Annotated in this window: 13 protein-coding genes; 4 read left to right on the forward strand and 9 right to left on the reverse strand. The window is 35.8% G+C overall.

All coding sequences use genetic code 11. The features are described from left to right. Nucleotides 1–222 precede the first annotated feature (222 nt). Entirely contained in the window at nucleotides 223–915 is a 693-nt protein-coding gene (locus N9R04_RS05415; RefSeq protein ID WP_262855557.1) for a metal-dependent hydrolase, read from the reverse strand. Between the two features lie 181 nt (nucleotides 916–1,096). On the opposite strand from N9R04_RS05415, the gene N9R04_RS05420 reads away from it, so the two are divergent. Continuing rightward, a complete protein-coding gene (locus N9R04_RS05420) occupies nucleotides 1,097–2,149 on the forward strand; it encodes a M24 family metallopeptidase (RefSeq protein WP_262855559.1) in 1,053 nt (350 codons plus the stop codon). A gap of 202 nt (nucleotides 2,150–2,351) precedes the next feature. Here the strand turns inward: N9R04_RS05420 and ald are convergent, their stop codons facing one another. Then, nucleotides 2,352–3,467: an alanine dehydrogenase gene (gene ald, locus N9R04_RS05425; RefSeq protein ID WP_262855560.1), complete on the reverse strand. Its 1,116-nt coding sequence runs from the start codon at nucleotides 3,465–3,467 to the stop codon at nucleotides 2,352–2,354. A 144-nt stretch (nucleotides 3,468–3,611) separates the two neighbouring features. On the opposite strand from ald, the gene N9R04_RS05430 reads away from it, so the two are divergent. Continuing rightward, entirely contained in the window at nucleotides 3,612–4,115 is a 504-nt protein-coding gene (locus N9R04_RS05430) for a universal stress protein (protein ID WP_262855561.1), read from the forward strand. A 363-nt stretch (nucleotides 4,116–4,478) separates the two neighbouring features. Here the strand turns inward: N9R04_RS05430 and N9R04_RS05435 are convergent, their stop codons facing one another. Both N9R04_RS05435 and N9R04_RS05440 read right to left on the reverse strand, forming a co-directional pair. Then, complete coding sequence (locus N9R04_RS05435) at nucleotides 4,479–5,675, reverse strand: acetate kinase (RefSeq protein ID WP_262855563.1); 1,197 nt, start codon at nucleotides 5,673–5,675, stop codon at nucleotides 4,479–4,481. An 82-nt stretch (nucleotides 5,676–5,757) separates the two neighbouring features. After that, a complete protein-coding gene (locus N9R04_RS05440) occupies nucleotides 5,758–6,699 on the reverse strand; it encodes a class I SAM-dependent methyltransferase (protein ID WP_262855565.1) in 942 nt (313 codons plus the stop codon). 482 nt (nucleotides 6,700–7,181) lie between these two features. Here N9R04_RS05440 and N9R04_RS05445 point away from each other — a divergent pair, with 482 nt between their 5' ends. Continuing rightward, nucleotides 7,182–7,346, forward strand: coding sequence for a hypothetical protein (locus N9R04_RS05445; protein ID WP_262855568.1), 165 nt, complete (start codon nucleotides 7,182–7,184; stop codon nucleotides 7,344–7,346). 121 nt (nucleotides 7,347–7,467) lie between these two features. Here the strand turns inward: N9R04_RS05445 and N9R04_RS05450 are convergent, their stop codons facing one another. From N9R04_RS05450 to ezrA, 5 genes are all read right to left on the reverse strand, one after another. Beyond that, a complete protein-coding gene (locus tag N9R04_RS05450) occupies nucleotides 7,468–8,010 on the reverse strand; it encodes an RDD family protein (RefSeq protein ID WP_262855569.1) in 543 nt (180 codons plus the stop codon). Between the two features lie 9 nt (nucleotides 8,011–8,019). Then, nucleotides 8,020–9,018, reverse strand: a complete 999-nt coding sequence (gene sppA, locus N9R04_RS05455) for a signal peptide peptidase SppA (RefSeq protein ID WP_262855570.1) — start codon at nucleotides 9,016–9,018, stop codon at nucleotides 8,020–8,022. Nucleotides 9,019–9,693: 675 nt separating this feature from the next. Further along, nucleotides 9,694–10,917 (reverse strand): tRNA uracil 4-sulfurtransferase ThiI, encoded by a 1,224-nt coding sequence (thiI, locus tag N9R04_RS05460; RefSeq protein WP_262855571.1) that lies wholly within the window; start codon nucleotides 10,915–10,917, stop codon nucleotides 9,694–9,696. Further along, nucleotides 10,914–12,050: a cysteine desulfurase family protein gene (locus N9R04_RS05465; protein ID WP_262855572.1), complete on the reverse strand. Its 1,137-nt coding sequence runs from the start codon at nucleotides 12,048–12,050 to the stop codon at nucleotides 10,914–10,916. Before N9R04_RS05465 ends, thiI begins: the two co-directional genes overlap by 4 nt. A 367-nt stretch (nucleotides 12,051–12,417) precedes the next feature. Next, on the reverse strand, nucleotides 12,418–14,124 hold the full coding sequence (gene ezrA / locus N9R04_RS05470; RefSeq protein WP_262855575.1) for a septation ring formation regulator EzrA: 1,707 nt from the start codon (nucleotides 14,122–14,124) through the stop codon (nucleotides 12,418–12,420). Between the two features lie 229 nt (nucleotides 14,125–14,353). Here ezrA and msrC point away from each other — a divergent pair, with 229 nt between their 5' ends. Continuing rightward, entirely contained in the window at nucleotides 14,354–14,815 is a 462-nt protein-coding gene (msrC, locus tag N9R04_RS05475) for a free L-methionine (R)-S-oxide reductase MsrC (protein WP_262855576.1), read from the forward strand. Nucleotides 14,816–15,014: the final 199 nt, after the last annotated feature.

Raw genomic sequence — 15,014 nt, forward strand, 5'->3', positions numbered from 1 at the left:
GATATCATAGTAGTTACACAATAAAGGTGCCCCTTTCAAAGTTCTATTAAATCATAGCTAACTTGAAAGGAGCTTGTTAGTGCAATTAACTTTTTATCCAGAGATACAAGTAAATGCGTAATATCTAAGTGAATATAAATGCTAATAATTGGGAGCGAGACAGAAATCTAATTTGAATAAAAAGATTTCTGTCCCGCTCCCTTCACTATTGAAGAACATTTATTAATTAAATGTTACTTCTTCACCCGGTTTTAATATTTGAACTTCACCTTTTTTAACTGCAGACTTGAAGTCTTCTGGATCCTGTTCAATGTATGGGAAAGTATCATAGTGAATTGGTACCGTAATTTGTGGTTTAATAAATTCATTAATAGCATAACTAGCATCTTCAATCCCCATTGTAAAGTTATCACCGATTGGTATGAAGCATACATCTACGGGATGACGGTCAGCAATTAATTTCATATCACTAAACAATCCAGTATCTCCAGTATGATAAATAGTGCGGCCTTCTACTTCGAGTATCAATCCCATAGGCATACCTAAATAAACTGGTATACCATTATCATCTGTTAGACTTGAACTATGAAACGCTTGAACAAATTTAACAGTTCCAAATTCAAATTCTGCTTTACCACCGATATTCATCGGTCTAACATTCTCATGTCCCTTATTTGTAGTTAGATAATCACCCACTTCAGCTGAGCCGATTACCATTGCATTATTCTTTTTAGCGAGCTCTATAGTGTCGCCAAAGTGATCACCGTGACCGTGAGTTAATATGATATAATCTACTTCAACGTCCTCCACATTTAAATCAGATAATTCATTACCGGTAATAAATGGATCTACAATTACTTTTTTATTATTTGCTTCAAAATAAATTGTTGACTGTCCATGAAAAGATAGTTTCATGATAAATCCTCCCCTAATATATTCTTGTTAATAAATATACCACGTAATGGCTTAGATATAACGTAAAACAATTTTTTCTAAACCTTAAACTATGCTTCATATTAATTATTTTAATCAATGGAGTTGCAAATTGACTTTGAAATATTTTAAAATTTATTATACTAAAAAGGATGTGAAATTTATGAAAATTAAAAGAATTATTGAGTCAATTAAAGCACAAGACGCTGATGGAGCTTGGATTACTCGCCCTATTAACATCTATTATTTAACGGGCTACTATAGTAATCCTCACGAAAGACTCTACGCCTTATTAATTAAACCAAATGGAGAACAAATTCTATTCTGCCCACAACTAGAGGTAGAAGATGTAAAACTTTCACCATTTACTGGAAAAATAATAAGTTATTTAGATTCAGAAAACCCTCTGCTAAAGGCACGTGAAAGTTTATCAGTCTTGCTAGTTGAAGCAGAGCACCTTACATTACAGCGCCAACGTGAACTCAGACAGCACTTTGATACACAACAATTTGGTGACATCGATGAAACATTAAAACACCTACGCAATATCAAATCATCAGAAGAAATTGAGAAATTAACAAAAGCTGCAAATTTAGCAGATCGATGTGTAGCTATTGGCGTGGACTATTTAGAGGAAGGACGTACTGAACGAGAAGTTGTAAATCATATTGAAAACGAAATAAAGAAATATGGTATTAATGAAATGAGTTTTGATACGATGGTCTTATTTGGAGATCATGCAGCATCTCCCCATGGTGTACCTGGAGACCGCAAGTTACAACAAGATGAATATGTCCTGTTCGATTTGGGTGTGGTATATAACCACTATTGCAGTGATATCACTCGTACGATAGCTTTTGGCACCCCTGATAATCAAGCTCAAAGAATTTATGAAATTGTAAAAGAAGCTCAGACACAATCAATCAAGGCTATTAAACCTGGAATTGAAATTAGTGAAATTGATAAGATTGCTCGAGATATTATTACCCAACATGGATACGGAGAATATTTCACGCATAGATTAGGTCACGGTATAGGTATAGAAGCTCACGAATACCAAGATATTTCTGGCGATAATCACAATGTTCTCGAAGAAGGTATGGTTATAACGATCGAACCAGGTATTTATGTTAAAGGCGTTGCTGGTGTGCGCATCGAGGATGACATACTTGTGACCAACAATGGAGCTCAAATACTTACCACCTATAGCAAATAAAAAAGAAAAATGAGCAGTATAAATGAGTTAAAATCTGTTATTAAACGCATAAATAGCTTAAAGTAAGGGAGCGGGACAGAAATCTAATTTGACTAAAAAGATTTCTGTCCCGCTCCCTTTTATACTGCTAATTCGTCTTAAGTGCTTATAAATTATTAAGCTGATTTACTCTAACCTGTACAGCACTAAAGAAAATGTCAGGTTAGCGCAATCCTTCCTCGACAGTAATATATTCTATATCTAAGGCTTCACCAACAGCTTTATTCGTTAGCTTACCGTCAATCGTATTTAAACCTAAAGAGAGCGCTTTGTTATCTGCTAAAGCTTGCGCATATCCCTTATTAGCGAGTTGCAAAGCATAAGGCAATGTCGCATTATTTAATGCAATAGTTGAGGTTCTCGGTACTGCGCCAGGCATATTTGCTACTGCGTAGTGAACCACACCGTGTTTTTTATATGTAGGATCATCATGGGTAGTGATCTTATCAGTCGTTTCAAATATACCACCTTGATCAATAGCTATATCCACTATGACTGCCCCATCCTTCATTTGTTTCACCATTTGCTCAGTAATGAGATTAGGCGCTTTGGCACCTGGTATGAGGACAGCGCCTATTACCAAATCACTTTCTTTAACGCATTCTTCTATATTTAAAGGGTTAGACATTATAGTGTGAACGCGACCTCCAAATAGATCTTCTAATTCTTGTAAGCGTTTAGGATTGACATCAAGAATCGTTACGTCTGCTCCTAGACCTAATGCTATCTTAGCAGCATTCGTTCCCGCTTGTCCTCCACCTATAATAGTTACACGACCTTTAGCTACACCTGGTACGCCTCCAAGTAAGATTCCCATACCACCTTTATATTTCTGTAGGAATTCAGCTCCGATTTGAGAAGCCATTCTTCCAGCCACTTCACTCATAGGTGTTAACAATGGTAATGAGCGGTCGGGTAATTGAACCGTTTCATAAGCTATACTAACCACTTTATTATCTAAAAGTGCTTTAGTGAGCTCACCTTCATTGGCTAAATGAAGGTATGTGAAAAGAATCAACCCTTCTTTAAAATATTGAAATTCTTCTTCCAAGGGTTCTTTTACTTTCATAACCATTTCAACATCCCAAACTTTAGCCTGAGAATCTACAATTTTAGCGCCAGCTTTTTCATAATCTTTATCCTCAAAATAAGATCCTAATCCAGCAGACGCTTCAACTAAGACTTCATGCCCTTGATCTACGAGTGCATGAACTCCACTAGGTGATAAGCTCACCCGGTTCTCATTATTTTTTATCTCCTTCGGAATACCAATTAGCATGTTCTCCACCTCCAAATTTATATTAACGTGGAAGTAATGAAAGCGCAATCATAAAAGTTAAAAAAATTTCAAATATTTGTATCATATGAAAATTTCTTAAATGTGGTATAATACAAGTGAATAAGAGTTAAGGGGGTAAAAGCGATGTTAACTTATAAGAATATTTTAATCGCTGTAGATGGTTCGCATGAAGCTGAATGGGCTTTTAATAAAGCTGTAGAGGTGGCTAAACGTAACGAGGCACAGCTCACTGTAGTTAACGTTATTGATTCAAGAACTTATTCCTCATACGAAGTTTATGATGCTCAGTTTACCGAAAAATCAAAGAACTTTTCAGAAGACTTACTTAACGGCTACAAACAAGTTGCTACGGAAGCCGGAGTTAATCAAGTTACGACTCGCCTAGAATTCGGTTCACCTAAAGCAATTATCCCTAAAAAATTAGCAACAGAATTAGGTATCGATCTAATTATGTGTGGTACATCAGGACTTAATGCTGTAGAACGATTTATAGTCGGTTCAGTTTCAGAGTCTATTGTGCGCCACGCACCGTGTGATGTCCTCGTTGTCCGTACTGAAGAAATGCCTGAAGATTTCCAACCTCAAGTTGCTACTAATGAATTCAGAGCTAAATACCAAACGCACTAAATAAAATAAATACGTAGTGTATGATAAGTCCGGGAGATTAATCCCAACTAAAAAGGGAGCGGGACAGAAATCTTTTTATTCAAATTAGATTTCTGTCCCGCTCCCTTTTTAACTAATATAACTCACTTTTCGTGAAGCCAACCTCACTATTCCGCCTTATATCTTCGTTAGACGAATGATTGTTACATTTCAGGAAAATAACTTTTCTTATCACTTTTAGCGACTAATAAATGTATCAAAAAATAAGACACTACGGTTAATTTAATGACAAATTTCATTAAATCGACGAGTGTCTTATTTCATAATATTCACTATTTAAATCTTATAAGCCAATATAGCTCAAGTTAAGTTAATCTATTTAACTTACACATTACCGTATTTTATGACATCTCTTGCAATCATAACTTCTTCATTCGTAGGTATAACTAGGACTTTAACCGCTGAATCATCAGTACTAATAATTGCTTCACCGTCATCAACCAAATCATTTTTTTCAGGATCGAGTTTAACCCCCATAAACTCTAAACCTTTTAATATGCGAGCACGCATACTAGCTGAATGTTCACCAACACCAGCTGTAAAGACGATTGCGTCTGTTCCTGACATATGCGCAGCGTAAGCACCGATATAGCCGTGAATTCTTCTTGCAAAGACATTCAGTGCAAGTTCAGAACGTTCACAACCTCCCGCTGCTTCTTTTTCAACATCACGAACATCACTCGATTTACCCGTAAGTCCAAGTAAGCCTGATTCCTTATTCAGAGTATATCTTACTTCTGCAGCATTTTTACCTGTCTTCTCCATAATATATGGTACGAGTGCTGGGTCAATGCTACCAGATCGAGTTCCCATAGTGACACCAGCTAGTGGCGTAAAGCCCATAGAAGTATCTATAGATTCTCCCCCACTCACAGCGGCTAGAGAAGCTCCATTACCGATATGACATGTAATTAATCTCAAGTCTTCGATCGGCTTATCTAATAGACTAGCTGCTCTTCTACTCACGTACTTGTGGCTTGTACCATGAAAACCGTATTTACGGATACCGTAATCCGTATAGTAGTTATAAGGAAGACTGTACATGTAAGCTTCCTGAGGCATTGTTTGATGGAATGATGTATCAAATACGGCCACGTGCGGTAACTCAGGTAATAACTTTCTGAAAGCACGTATACCCATCAGATTCGCTGGATTATGTAAAGGTGCCAAATCACTTAATTCATCAATTTTTTCTTCAACTTCATCTGTAACATATACAGAATTAGGAAAAGCTTCACCACCATGCACGACGCGATGTCCTGTTCCATCTAAATCGTTAATATCACTGATGACACCATGATCAATTAAACTATCAAGCATAATATCTACTGCTTCTACATGATCCGCTATATCTTTGACATCTTTAAATTTCTCCCCGTTGGCCTCGATTGTAATAACAGAATCGTCTAAACCGATACGTTCTATTAACCCTTTTGAAATTAATCTTTCTTCTGGCATTTCTATAAGTTGAAACTTTAAAGAAGAACTACCAGCGTTGATTGCTAAAACTAACTTTGACATACCCGCGACCTCCAATTAACATTTCTCTTTAATTATATTTAACCATTATCACAGTTAATTATCAAGAATAATACAGTTTCAATTAAGAGTGATTTTGCCCCATCCATTCGTTTAATTCTTGCATAAAACCTTTAAATTGTTGAGGATTTTTAAAATCCGGAATGTTTGCTAATAAAACCTCTACAGGTCTAGTTACATTGGCTTTCTTCTTCTGTAGAATCAACAGTGATTTACGCGCTTGTTCGTTTTTGAAAAGTGTTTTCGGTAAATGTAAGAATGCCTGCATTTCTGTTTCTGTTGCAATATAATTCTGCAACTGTTTCACATTATGTCCTTCAAATATTTGACTTGGCACTACTAAGAACGCATATCCAGCTGGTTTGAGTGTCTGAATAGCTTGTTCAATAAGTAAATAATGAGAAAAACTATGTCCTTTTTTAAAACCAAGTTTCATTTGCTCACTGCGTTCATCTACTGGATAATACCCTATCGGTAAATCACTGATAACTACATCCGCTTCTTCAAACGGAAGAGGATTAATAGCATCTTGAGGATAAACATCAAACGGTATTTCCAAAAAGTTAGCTAAATGCACGCTCACTCTTGATAGTACAGGATCCACTTCTACTAAATGATGCATCAGTGTGGTATCTGTAAGAACTTCATGAACTGAAGCACTCAAATGACCTGCACCACTAGCTAAATCTACGACATGCATCTCATCATAATTAGACATAAATCTCTGAACGAGAAAACCAAGTATTAGTCCAATGGAATCAGGAGTAATTTGATGATTGGCTTGAACTTGCTCTTCTTGTAGTAGACTTAGGTAAGCAAACTGAAAAGCCTTTCTCCGATCTTGAAGGGTCGCCTGTTCAAGCAGCTCTCTATCTTGTGTATACACGAACTCCATCGCTAACCCTAGATTTTCAACTAAGCTTTGTCCATTTTCTTCATGTAGAGATTTAGTTTTTTCATCTAACACTTTAAAAAGTTTCTCCATGATAGATTGTTCTTCAGTCATAATATTGTCCTTTCTATAGTAAAACTGTCCATAAGAGATTACATAGATGAACAAGGTAAGTTTTTACGAAATGATTAAGGTGCCTTGCTTAAATATGTATTCAATCATTATGGACAGGATAATATGTGTTGTCAATATTAGCGTTTTTAAACTGATTGTAGTTAAGTGGATAACGGAAATATCATTGGTATCGTTATCTAAAGGTCCGATAACTGACTACGAATATTTGAAATTAATTATTAACCGTTTAGAATCCAGTCACCAACTACTTTTATACCTCTTTTACAAATAACCCTCAGTTCAGGTTTTATGAATTCAAGCGGATTGAATTTGTGTGATGGTACATTACTGAAGTCGAGACAAAAGTGTTTAGGATTTGAAAATGCGCTTGTATCAAGCTTTTTTCAATTCTAGTCATCCTTGCCGGGCCGGGACTACGAAATCTTTTTATTCAAATTAGAGTTCTGTCCCGCTCCCGAATCATGAGCGTTTCTGTCGTCAATCCTGTTATTGGTACGCCGTTAATCGGTCTCTCAGAGTTCAGAAACTTTATGTCTCAACCTCAATATAACCTATTTTTAAATACTTTCTACAATAATGTAAACTTTATATTACTCGAACATTTCTTATCCTGTATCAAGATTTAAACGAACAGAATTCCACCGAGAAATGGCAAGCTATTTTTTGATTTTGAAATAACTATCATTCCTCTTATTTTTATTATAACGCTTACATTATATTAATAACAACGTTCAACCCTAACTAAACTCATTTTTTCAAGTAAAATACTGATGCAAACTTATTTCTAATAACGACTGTATTAGCGAAATAATCATGTATCCCTCTATGTTTAGGTGTAAATAGAACTACGAGGTAAGGCAAATTAAAGCAAACACCGCTAATAATCCGTCCTATCCACTCTCTAAAAAGAATATCAGACCATTTCAGATCTGCACGATCCACTCTTTCTACTCTAATATTGCATATCATTTTGCCTAAGGTTTGTTTAAAATATTTAGTCATCAATACAAAGTAGAGATAAAAGACTAAAGCAGTAATTAAATGATCAATACTGAAATAATTAATCCATAATTTGACTTCATCTATATGAGTGGCATGATAAATAGGTTTAAATACTAAACCTTGGAAACCACTTATAATGAGACAATCTATTACAAAGCTGACAAAGCGAATTCCAAAGCCAGCGTACACTTGATTTATTATACTTTCCTTATATATCTCATCAACTTCTTGCTGCTCATTCCTATCGAGATCGCTGTTGGTAATTTCAGGCGAAGAAATGTCACTCATTATATTCACCTACCCTTCATACAAGTATTCTGGTTTAGCTTTTGAGTCATTATGAATAGCAGATTTTAGCTCTTCTATACTGTTTTTAACACCATTGATTGAGGTTTTAGCACTAAATATAGAAGATAAAAATCCATTATCAGCAGAATAAGTAAAGACTTCGGGTTTTTTAACACCGATATCCTTGCTTAATGCATCCAGCGCATTGTTTTCATAACCGATTTGGTCAATTAAACCATTCTTTTTAGCTTGTTGTGCGCTATAAACCCTACCATCTGCTAACTTTCTAACTTTAGATTCAGACATGTGTCTACCATTTTTTACTACATCAACGAAACGATCAAAACTATCATCAATAACAGATTGCATGATGTTCTTCTCTTCAGGAGTCATATGGCGCGAGCTACTTAATATATCTTTATGTTTACCTGACTTAATAACATTTTCTTTAATACCTAATTTCCTTTGAAAATCTGAATAATCGACATTAGACATAATTACGCCAATAGAACCTGTCATAGATTGTGGTCCAGCGTAAATTTTATCTGCGGGTGACGATATGTAATAACCACCAGAAGCTGCCATATCTTTAATTTGAACATAGACTTTTTTATCCTTCTGTTTAATCTGCTTAATCTTTTGATAAATTTCGTCACTTGGATATGTGCCACCACCTGGAGAATTCACTGTTAATAATACACCTTTGACTGAACTATCTTTTTTCACATCATCGAGTTGCTTTAGGAAAGAGCTATGGTTGTATCCGCCATTTCCTCCTAATAAACCACCGCTTTCACCATCTTGAGTTATCTCACCATTAAGAGTCAGATGCGCTATCCGCTTACTACTGTTCCCACTCTTTTCTACTTCTTCTGTAAATGGATCCAACGCGCTATCAGAATTATCATTAAAAATGGTCGATACCACTGCGGATATAGAACTCATTACTATACCACCTAGTATAATGACTACAGCTAGAATAATAGCGATTATTCGCTTTTTTGACATTACAGGTCCTCCTTTTCATACAGATATTTATTATTTAAACATAAGCTGTGATATCTGTATAGTTATGAATAATAAAAGAAAGATTAATGTAGCACCTGTTAATAGATTGATGAACGCTATATTGGATTTCATTCGACTGTCGGTTAGAGTCATCAATAAAGTTAAGAGGAAATTAGCTTTGTAATAATGGCAGTTGATATAAGAAAAGTACGAGACGAGGGAGCGGGATAGAAATCAAAAAGATATCTATCCCGCTCCCTCCGGCTTCGCTTTTGTATGGCCGCCCCAACTTACATTGCTTGGGGAAACTGATTTACCAGTTTCTCTTTGTTGGGGCCCACCCCAACTTGCTGTGCTTGTGGGAGCGGGACAGAAATCTAATTAAATAAAAAGATTTCGTCGTCCCGCCCCGGCAAGGATGACTAGAATTGAAAAAAGCTTGATACAAGCGCATTTTCAATTCAATCATCTACTGCCAAGATGCTGAAAGAGGTTGGGACATTACATTATTTACCAGTTTCTCTGTGTTGGGGCCCCTGCTCAAATCCTAAACGCTTTTGTCCCGACCTCTTATCTCATTTATCCAAGCACTTTATATCCTGACACTTACTTACTTTCATAACCCATAATTAAAAGTTAGATAACTTCTCATATCTAATGTTATATTAACGAACTTTAAAATAAATCATCAGCTAATTCTTCTGTTAATGAATTAGTTTCACTTTGATAACTTTCATTTATGTTTAAAGTCTCAATATTCGCAGTGGCGCGCTCAATCATTTCATCAAAATCATACACACTTTCATACTGTTCTACTTTAGCGAACTTAGGTTCTGTAACTGGATTCTTAGGTGTAAAGATAGTGCAGCAATCTTCATAAGGCTCAATTGAAATATCAAAAGTGCCGATAGCTCTTGCTTTCTTAACGATATCTTCTTTATCTAACGTTAATAGTGGTCTCAACACTGGCGTAGACGTTACGTGGTTGATAGCATACATACTCTTTAACGTTTGACTCGCAACTTGACCTAAGTTCTCACCGTTTACAATTGCGTCAGCTTCAATTTGATGCACGAGTTTATCAGCGATGCGCATCATCATTCTACGAGTAGAAGTCATTGTGTAACGCGGATGAATGACTTTATTAATTTGCTTCTGTATTTCAGTAAATGGAACGATATGCAACTTAATCGTTCCTACACGTTTAGACATTATACGAGTTAGTTCAATCACTTTTTCCTTGGCTTTTTCACTTGTAAAGGGTGGGCTATGGAAATGGATCGCTTCCACCGTTACGCCACGACGCATTATTTCAATCCCAGCAACCGGCGAATCTATACCACCAGACAGCATCAACAAGGCTTTTCCACCTGTACCTACAGGTAAGCCACCCGGACCATCTACAATTTCATCATATACATAAATTGCATCATGACGAACTTCTACATGAATATTGTGATCTGGCTCATGTACATCTACAGTAAGATCCTCTGTGTTCTCTAGTACGGCTGCTCCTATTTTTCTTTGCAATTCAAACGTTTCCATAGGAAAACCTTTATCCGAACGTTTTACGTTAATTTTAAATGTCTGATTAGGTTGGTAGGCATTCGCTAAAGCAACCGCTTGTCTATTTGCCGCTTCTAACGTTTTATCTATTTTAAAAACAGGGCTGACTGATTTTACACCAAACACTTGTGTCAGACGTTGAATGATAGCGGATGTGTCCGCTTCATCGCTGAGCTCTATATACATGCGATCTCGATTAGCCTTCAGTTTAAAGCCATCTAAATTTGAAAGCGCACGTTGGGCATTGACCTTTAATTGATTAACAAAACTCTTTCTGTTAGATCCTTTGAGCGTAAGTTCACCATATCTAACTAGGATATGATCAGCTATCATAGTAACATCTCCTTAACTTCGTCATAAACATTCTTAAAAACTGATTTAAATTCTTGAATATCATTGCAAGTTGTCGTATTTCCAAATGATATACGTATAGATCCTTCAATGCGTGCATCATTAATCTTCATACCTAATAGGACCTCATTTAACTTCGCTTCTTTAGAAGAACAAGCGCTGGTAGTAGAGAGCATTACATCATACTTTGAAAATGCATTGACTACTACTTCTCCTTTTACCCCTGGGAGAGCTATGTTCAGAATGTGAGGCGCCGCATTATGAGGAGAATTAATATATACCCCTTTGTAGTTGCTAAGAAATTCTCGTAAATCTTCGTTAAAACGTTTTATTTTCGTATAGTTTTCATCTAACTTCATAACGTTAGATCTTAGCGCTTTGACTATTGCAATATCGAGAGGTAAATTAACGGTGCCACTTCGTAAACCGTACTCTTGCCCTCCACCGTGAATCGTAGTTTGAAGATGATGCAAATTTCTAATAAATAATATACCTTGACCTTTTAAACCGTTAAATTTATGTCCGCTTAAACTCATACTATCAATATTGGTGTAATTTAAAGGAATCTTGCCGATAGCTTGTACAGCATCTACATGAAGGTGTGCTTTAGGATATTGTTTAACAATAGCTCCTACTTCCGACACGGGTTGAATTTGCCCCATAATATTGTTTACATACATACAGGTTACTAATCCTACTGAATCTGTCATTAAAGATTGTAAATGACTGAGGTCAAGCTTACCTTCAGAAGTTACCCGACAATACTTTACTTTAAATCCTTCTTCTCCTAAGGCTCTTACAACCTCTAATACTGAAGGGTGCTCTAAGACGGAAGTAATAATTTCCGGTGCGGCGTCACGTTTATGGTACGCAATACCTTTCAGAGCTATATTATTAGACTCTGTAGCACCACTAGTAAACAGGATGTTAAACTCATCATTAAGTCCTAGAATATTATTAATTTGTGATTTAGTTCGCATAAGTAATTGTTCAGCTTGATTTCCTGCTTTATGAGGACTATTAGGATTATAGTATAACGATTGACTCGCTTTAACAAAAGATTCCAAGACATCGTTATTAGGTTCTGTTGTTGCTGCATTATCTAGATAAATCACATTAGTTCCTCCTTATAACGTAACAATCTTATCATACTCATCTTTCAGTTGCCTATAACAGATTGCCATAAATCATACAGAATAACATTTTAAAAAATTTAATAACATCACGTGTATATCGTATATGGTAGCGGGACAGAAATCTAATTTGAATAAAAAGATTTCGTAGTCCCGCCCCGGCAAGGATGACTAGAATTGAAAAAAGCTTGATACAAGCACATTTTCAAATCAGTCATCTACTGCCGAGAAGTTGAAGAGGCTGGGACATTACATTATGTCCCAGCCTCTTTCTCTCTAGTTAAAGACCTTTATGTCCCAGCCTCCTCCTTTGAAGGAAGTTATTTGGTTCAGTGCCCCAAACACTAAATCACAGATCCTGTTCTTCGGTCACTCGGGCTTCTATTTGTTTAGTTATACCTGGCTCAATAGATTCAAGTGATTGCTCAGCGATTTCGATAGCACGTTTATAACGATTATTCTTAAATAATCGTTCTGCTTCATTGAGGCTCTTATCTACGTTTGTATCATCTTTACGGTAACGGTTACCGTATTGAATGATTCGCTCAGCATAGACTGCATTTACTAGTACATCGTTCGCTTCATCTTCGAATTTATTCATTTGTAATACGACTTTAGCTACTTTATCTTTAAGCTGTTTGACATGAATAGGTCTAACGCTAAATTTTTTGTTAACCTCACGCACTTCGTAATCAATCTCGTTTTTCATAATAATAAAACGTTCAGGCACACTCGTTAAATTGGAAGCTAATAATCGTCTATACACTTCTTCTTTCTTGCCTTGTACACGAAGAATATTTTCCTCTGCTTCAGCTTCGTCTTCACGTAATTGAATGAGATGATTCTGAAGTTTTTCTTGTTTTTCGTTTATGACATTCACATGTTCTTCTATGTACTTAAGGTTGTCTTCAACCTCACTATAGCGAACAGCTGATTTAGCCATTTCTCTAAGAATTTCATCATAGACTGAAATAAGATTTTGAATTTCATTTTCAAATTGTCTTACGTTCTGTACGTCACTCTCGTTGATATAATAATTTTCACGTACATATTCAATTTCAGTACGTAGTGTATAATTCGTGTCTTTCGCCTTAAATAGATTGTCCGTTATAACCTCTTTTGATTCTTCGACGTTATTTTTAGATTTAACTTCGTGTTCTATCAGCTCATAGATCTCATCTAACTTATCGTTTATCGCATTGAGCTTGTCATTAGCTTCTTCTAATTCAAGACGACTAATCATCGGTTCAACAAAGCTCAATTCAGTTTTAAGCGTTTGAAGATTACTATCAACTTTCACATGATCTAAGTCATAACCTTCAACTTTAAGATCTCGGCAACCATACTTAAGATCTTGAAATTGACCGGGAAGTTCTTTCTGTGCTTCTTTAATTAATTCGGGGATTTCTTCCATATTAGCCTTTAAGTATTCCATATCATCGTATAGCGCTTTGATATGAGAATGAGCTTCATTATAATTTCCACTTTCTTTTAATTCGTTATAACGCTCGAGCTCTGGTGCAAATGATTCTATTTCATTTTCAAGGGGCTCTGCTGCTTCACCGAATTGGTGACGATTAGCTAATACATCTCTTTTCATCTCACGATAATTTGTTTGACAGAGATTATATAATTCATCATTTTCCCTATGTACAGAGAAGACTTCTTCAACATCTGAATTTAAAGAATTATAATTCTCCTCATATTTATCCATGAGTTCGTGTGCTTCATCAATTTCAGTCTGTGCTTGAGTGAAACGAAACTTGTCTAGATGTACTTCAGCTTGTTGAATCTTATCTTCAACAGGAATGAGATAGTGATTCTTACTTTCAGTCGCTTGGTGTTTCAATAAATCATAGCGATCTCTTGTCTCGCCAGTCAATTCTAGTTCAGACAATTGATTTAAACTTTTGTCATAAGGTAGTTGTTCAATTTTTACTTTACGTTCTTCTGCTTGTTCAATCGTGCGCGTTTTTTGTGAACGCATATAGAATAAGATCCCGATAGCAATAACTATTAAAATGAGTATCGCTAACACTATATACAAGATTACCATTCGCCTTCTCCTCCTATTTAATCACTCTTCATTATAACGTAAGTCGCCTGTCAATTTAAATAGATAAAAGAGGTTAATATGAGAATATATTAAATTAAATAATACCTTTTAGGCTTTCACAGACGAGTGATCCATGTGAAAGTCACGTCTTCACTGAAATTAGAGCTAAAAATTGTCATTAATAAGTATACTTATTATACTATACAGAAAAAAGGAAAGAGGTAAAGCAATGACTCAAGTTCAACCTACTAACTATCGAGCACTGAATCAACAATTAAATGCACTTCTTGAGGGTGAGAACCACTTAATCGCTATTTTAAGTAATAGCTCTGCACTTATAAACGAGCATTTAAATCAAATTAACTGGGTCGGTTTCTATTTGATCGAGAATAACGAGCTAATACTTGGACCCTTTCAAGGTCGACCTGCATGTGTTCATATTAAAATAGGTTCAGGCGTGTGTGGAATGGCAGTTAAAGAGAAGCAAATCCAACGTGTTGCAGACGTGACTCAATTTAAAGGTCATATCGCTTGTGATGTTAACAGTAAATCAGAAATAGTACTACCCGTTAGAAAGAATGGAGAAATTATCGGGGTATTAGATATTGATGCGCCTATTACTGATCGCTTCACCCAAACAGATGAAGAAGGTCTAAGTGAAACAGTAAAGGTTATAGAGCGCTTTATTTAAAAGTGGAAATAAGCATTTACTTAGATCTTGACAGGATATCGTTTCATGGTACAATGAAGTTTGTGTGAATTAACGAAAATAGCAGTTGTATATTGAATCGCTCTATGTTGTTCCCAAAGTGGACGTGCCGTGTAACCGTAGCTATGAGGCGAGGACACATAAAACAATATATCGATTCAAGCATACAACACTCTTTTTT

This window comes from Staphylococcus marylandisciuri, assembly GCF_025519785.1.
Lineage (GTDB): Bacteria > Bacillota > Bacilli > Staphylococcales > Staphylococcaceae > Staphylococcus > Staphylococcus marylandisciuri.

Excerpts from the sequence above, each read along its gene's own strand:
- msrC (WP_262855576.1), top strand. The coding sequence starts at position 14,354 with ATGACTCAAGTTCAACCTACTAACTATCGAGCACTGAATCAACAATTA.
- N9R04_RS05445 (WP_262855568.1), top strand. The coding sequence starts at position 7,182 with ATGAGCGTTTCTGTCGTCAATCCTGTTATTGGTACGCCGTTAATCGGT.
- N9R04_RS05440 (WP_262855565.1), bottom strand. The coding sequence starts at position 6,699 with ATGACTGAAGAACAATCTATCATGGAGAAACTTTTTAAAGTGTTAGAT.
- N9R04_RS05415 (WP_262855557.1), bottom strand. The coding sequence starts at position 915 with ATGAAACTATCTTTTCATGGACAGTCAACAATTTATTTTGAAGCAAAT.
- sppA (WP_262855570.1), bottom strand. The coding sequence starts at position 9,018 with ATGTCAAAAAAGCGAATAATCGCTATTATTCTAGCTGTAGTCATTATA.
- N9R04_RS05430 (WP_262855561.1), top strand. The coding sequence starts at position 3,612 with ATGTTAACTTATAAGAATATTTTAATCGCTGTAGATGGTTCGCATGAA.
- N9R04_RS05435 (WP_262855563.1), bottom strand. The coding sequence starts at position 5,675 with ATGTCAAAGTTAGTTTTAGCAATCAACGCTGGTAGTTCTTCTTTAAAG.
- thiI (WP_262855571.1), bottom strand. The coding sequence starts at position 10,917 with ATGATAGCTGATCATATCCTAGTTAGATATGGTGAACTTACGCTCAAA.
- N9R04_RS05450 (WP_262855569.1), bottom strand. The coding sequence starts at position 8,010 with ATGAGTGACATTTCTTCGCCTGAAATTACCAACAGCGATCTCGATAGG.
- ezrA (WP_262855575.1), bottom strand. The coding sequence starts at position 14,124 with ATGGTAATCTTGTATATAGTGTTAGCGATACTCATTTTAATAGTTATT.
- ald (WP_262855560.1), bottom strand. The coding sequence starts at position 3,467 with ATGCTAATTGGTATTCCGAAGGAGATAAAAAATAATGAGAACCGGGTG.
- N9R04_RS05420 (WP_262855559.1), top strand. The coding sequence starts at position 1,097 with ATGAAAATTAAAAGAATTATTGAGTCAATTAAAGCACAAGACGCTGAT.